Annotated in this window: 1 protein-coding gene; it reads left to right on the top strand. The window is 73.2% G+C overall.

Going from position 1 to position 5,183, the window contains the following annotated elements:
• Window positions 1–30 precede the first annotated feature (30 nt).
• Window positions 31–5,183, top strand: a 5,153-nt coding sequence (locus ACFO60_RS40580) for an SDR family NAD(P)-dependent oxidoreductase (protein ID WP_380852814.1), incomplete at its 3' end; no start/stop codon positions are given.

A 5,183-nucleotide genomic window follows, 5' to 3' on the forward strand; every position in this document is an offset into this window, starting at 1 on the left:
AGTCCGCACGTGGACTGGTCGGCGGGTGCGGTGCGGCTGCTGACCGAGGGACAGGACTGGCCCGAGACGGGGCGGCCGCGGCGGGCCGGGGTGTCCTCGTTCGGGGTCAGCGGCACCAACGCACACGCCATCATAGAACAGGCGCCAATGGACGAGCCGGACCTCCGGACGTCCGGCGAACACGCGCCACCCCCGGTCGTCTCGGCCACCGTGCCCTGGGTGGTGTCCGGCAGCACGGACGCGGCTTTGCGCGCTCAGGCGCGACGCCTGCTCACCCATGTCACCGAGCGACCCGAGCTGACACCACACGACATCGGGCGGACGCTCGCCGGCGCCCGAACCTCCTTCGCGTCCCGTGCGGTCGTGTACGCCGACCACGCCGGCGTCTCCTCGGCGCTGCGTTCGCTGGCGGACGGGGAACCGGTGCCCACCGTCGTCGAAGGAACGGCACTGCGCGGCGGCGGCGCCGTGTACCTGTTCCCCGGGCAGGGATCGCAGTGGGCGGGGATGGCTGTCGGGTTGCTGGAGTCGTCGCCGGTGTTCGCGAGCCGGATGGCGGAGTGCGCGGCGGCGTTGGAACCCTTGGTGGGCTGGTCGTTGCTGGATGTGGTGCGCGGGTCGGAACCGCTCGAGCGGGTCGGTGTCGTTCAGCCGGTGTTGTTCTCGGTGATGGTGTCGCTGGCGGAGCTGTGGCGTTCGTGCGGGGTCGAGCCCGTCGCGGTGGTGGGGCATTCGCAGGGTGAGATCGCGGCGGCCTGTGTCGCCGGTGCGCTGTCGCTCACCGACGCGGTGCGGGTGGTGGTGGCCCGCAGCAAGGCGTTGATGGCGCTGGCGGGAAGCGGGGGAATGCTGTCGGTCGGTCTGCCGCCGGAGTCGGCGGCGGACCTCGTGGCCGACAGCGCTGGGCGGTTGTCCCTCGCCGCGCTGAACGGGCCGAGGTCCGTGGTCGTGTCCGGCGATGACGCGGCGTTGACGGAGCTGGCGGCCCGTTGCGAGGCGGACGGTGTGCGGGCCCGGCGGATCGCGGTGGACTACGCCTCCCACTCGTCCCACGTCGAGGGCCTGCGCGAGGAACTGTTGCGCGAGCTTGCCGACATCACCCCGAGACCGGCCGCCGTGTCGTTCTGCTCCACGGTCACCGGCGGGTTCGTCGACACCGCCACCCTCGACGCCGGCTACTGGTACCGGAACCTCCGGCAGACCGTGAAACTGGCCGACGCGGTGGCGACGGTGCTCGACGAGGGCTGCGATGTCCTGGTCGAGGTGAGCCCCCACCCCGTGCTGCTGCCGCCTGTCCAGGAGATCATCGACGACCGGCGCGCCGACGCCGTCGTCCTCGGCTCGCTCCGACGTGACGAGCCGGAAGCCGACCGGTTCCTCCGGTCACTGGCCAAGGCGTACGTCCACGGTGCGGACGTGCGCTGGGAGAAGTTCTTCGGGCCGGCCGAGGGACCACCCGTCGAGCTGCCGACCTACGCCTTCCAGCACGAGCGCTACTGGCTGGCGCCACCGTCACCGGCCGCCGATGCCACCGGGCCGGAGTCGGCGTTCTGGGACGCGGTGGATCACGGTGACGTGGCCGCGCTGTGCCGGACACTGGACGTCGGGCCCACCGAGCGGCGGTCCCTGGAGACGCTTGCACCGGCGCTGTCCTCGTGGCGCAGGCGGCGCCGGGATAAGTCCGCCGTGGACTCCTGGCGCTATCGCGTGGTCTGGCGCCCGCTGACCGTTCAGGCGCCGCGGGAGATGACCGGCACCTGGTTGGTGGTGACGCCGGCGAACCACCCCGACACCGGGGTGCCTGAGGCGTGTGCGAAAGCGCTCCGTGCCTGCGGCGCACGGATCGTGCCGCTGGCGCTCGGTCCCTCGGCGGAGCGGCCGGCCACGGCGGAACTGGTGCGCGATCTCGTCGCACGGCACGGCGGGATCACCGGTGTGCTCTCCCTGCTAGGACTCGACGACCGGCGGCACGACGTCCACCACGAGCTGACCGCGCGGGTGACGAGCTCCCTGGTCCTCGCGCAGGCACTCGACGACGCGGACCTCGACGTGCCGCTGTGGATGGTCACCCGGGGAGCCGTGGCCGTTGTGCCCGGCGAGCGGGGGTCGGTCGGGGCCGCACAGATCTGGGGCCTCGGGCGGGTCCTCGGGCTGGAACAACCACAGCGCTGGGGTGGCCTCGTCGACCTTCCCGAGGAGCCGGACGAGCGGGACGCCGAACGCCTGTGCGCGCTGCTGGCCGGCGAGCGGGTCGAGGACCAGGTGGCCATCCGGCCGGCCGGGCTGTTCGTGCGACGGCTGGTCCGCGCGCCGCTCGGCGACGCGAGGCCGGTGCGCGAGTGGCGGCCCCGCGGCACGGTGCTCGTCACCGGCGGAACGGGCGGGCTGGGTGCCCACGTGGCTCGGTGGTTCGCGGCCAACGGTGCCGAACACCTAGTGCTGCTCAGCAGGCGCGGCCAGGAGGCGCCCGGGGCGGCCGAACTGGCGGAGGAACTCGCGGGTCTCGGTGTCCGGGTCACCCTCGCCGCCTGCGACACCGCCGATCGCGCCGGCCTGGCCGAGGTCCTCGACGCCGTGTCCGCCGCGCAGCCGTTGACCGCCGTCGTCCACGCCGCCGGTGTCGGCCTGCAGGCGACCATCGCCAACACCGGTGCGGAGGCCGCCGCACACGTGATCGGAGGGAAGGTCACCGGCGCCCTGGTGCTGGACGAGTTGCTCGCCGAGCGTGACCTCGACGCGTTCGTGCTGTTCTCCTCCGGGGCGGCGAGCTGGGGGAGCGCGGGCGGCGGTGCGTACGCGGCCGCCAACGCGGCGATGGACGCCCTGGCCGAGGACCGGCGCGCCCGTGGCCTCGTGGCGACCTCGGTGGCCTGGGGCGGCTGGGCCGACACCGGGATGGCACGGGGTGGTGCCGAGCAGTTCCTCGCCCGGCAAGGGCTCCGGATGATGCGACCGGAGGTGGCCGTCACCGCCCTCCGGCAGGCGGTCGAGCACGACGAGACCACGGTCACGGTCGCGGACGTGGACTGGCAGCGGTTCACCCCCACGTTCACGCTGGCCCGCCGGCGCCCGTTGATCGACGAGATCCCCGAGGCTGCCGAAGTGCTGGCGGCGGAGTCGGCGCCGCCCGCAGGCACCGGCCCACGCGACACCCCGCTGTGGCGCCGGCTGACCGGACTCACCGAAGCGGAACGGGACGACGCGCTGCTCGGCCTGGTGCGCGCAGAGGCGGCCGCCGTGCTCGGCCATGCCGGCACGGACCCGATCGGCGTCACGGTTCCGTTCAAGGAACTCGGGTTCGACTCCCTGACCGCGGTGGAGCTGCGCAACCGGCTGGGCGCCGCGACCGGCCTGCGTCTGCCGGCGACGCTGGTGTTCGACCACCCGACCGCGCGGGCCTTGGCCGGCATGCTGCTCGCGGAGCTGCGCGGCGAAGGGGCGGCAGAGGAGACCCCGAAGCCGGGCGCGACCGACGGCGAACCGATTGCGATCATCGGCATGGCCTGCCGCTACCCCGGTGGTGTCACCAGTCCGGAAGACCTGTGGTCACTGGTTTCGGATGGGCGGGACGCGGTGGCGCCCTTCCCGCAGGACCGGGGATGGCAGCGCTACGACCTGGCCGACCAACACACACAGGTCGGCGGGTTCCTGCACGACGCGGCGTACTTCGACCCGGGGTTCTTCGGGATCTCTCCGCGTGAGGCGCGGTCGATGGACCCCCAGCAGCGCCTGCTGATGGAGACCTCGTGGGAGGTGTTCGAACGAGCCGGGCTGACGGCCACCGCGCTGCGCGGCAGCCGCACCGCCGTGTTCATCGGGTGTGCCTCCCAGGACTACGCGGCGCTGCTGCCCACCGGCGCGGACGAGGCCGAGAGCTTCGGGATGACCGGCACGTCCGGCAGCGTCACGTCCGGTCGGATCGCCTACGCGTTCGGCCTCGAAGGCCCGGCGCTGACCGTGGACACCGGCTGCTCCTCGTCGCTGGTGGCCATGCACCTCGCCGCGCGGTCGCTGCGGGGCGGTGAGTGCGAGCTCGCGCTCGCGGGCGGCGTCGCCGTGATGGCGACGCCCGCGGCGTTCGTGGAGTTCGCCCGCCAGCGCGGTCTCGCCGGCGACGGCCGGTGCAAGTCCTTCGCCGGCGCCGCGGACGGCACCGGCTGGGGCGAGGGCGTCGGGGTTCTGCTGTTGGAGCGGTTGTCGGATGCGCGGCGCAATGGGCACCGGGTGCTGGCGGTGGTTCGTGGTTCGGCGGTGAACCAGGACGGCGCCTCCAACGGGTTGACGGCGCCGAACGGGTCGGCGCAACAGCGCGTGATCCGTGAAGCGTTGGTGAACGCCGGTCTCGCCGCGTCCGACGTGGACGTCGTGGAGGCGCACGGCACCGGCACCACGCTGGGTGATCCCATCGAGGCGCAGGCGTTGCTGGCGACCTATGGTCAGCGCGATCCTGAACGGCCGCTGTGGCTGGGGTCGGTCAAGTCGAACATCGCGCACACGCAGGCGGCCGCCGGTGCCGCCGGTGTGATCAAGATGGTCATGGCGCTCCAGCACGGCCGGTTGCCGAAGACGCTGCACGTGGACGAGCCGAGTCCGCACGTGGACTGGTCCGCCGGCGCGGTGCGGCTGCTGACCGAGGAGGGGGACTGGCCGGACGCGGGGCGACCGCGGCGGGCGGGAGTGTCCTCATTCGGCATCAGCGGCACCAACGCGCACCTGATCCTGGAACAGGCGGAGGAGACCGGCGACGACACCACCCCCGAGTCCGCGACCGTCCCGCCGTTGGTGATCTCGGCGCGGACGGACGCCGCCCTGCGCGCACAGGCCGCCCGGCTGCGGGCGTACCTGGCCGAACGGCCGGAGGTTTCCCTCGCGGCGACCGGGCACGCGCTGTTGACGAGCCGGTCCGTCTTCGAACACCGCGCCGCCGTGCTGGACGACGACCGCGCGGGAGTGCTGCGCAAGCTGAGCGCGGTCGCCGAAGGCAGGACCACCGCCGGCGTCCTCACCGGACGGGCACGCGACGGCAAGGTCGCCTTCGTTTTCCCTGGGCAGGGCGCGCAGTGGGTGGGGATGGCCGCTGAGTTGCTGGAGTCGTCGCCGGTGTTCGCGAGCCGGATGGCGGAGTGCGCGGCGGTGTTGGGGCCGTTGGTGGATTGGTCGTTGCTGGATGTGGCGCGGGGTGC

The sequence above is a fragment of the Sphaerisporangium dianthi genome (assembly GCF_042654065.1).
In the GTDB taxonomy this organism is placed as follows: domain Bacteria; phylum Actinomycetota; class Actinomycetes; order Streptosporangiales; family Streptosporangiaceae; genus Sphaerisporangium; species Sphaerisporangium dianthi.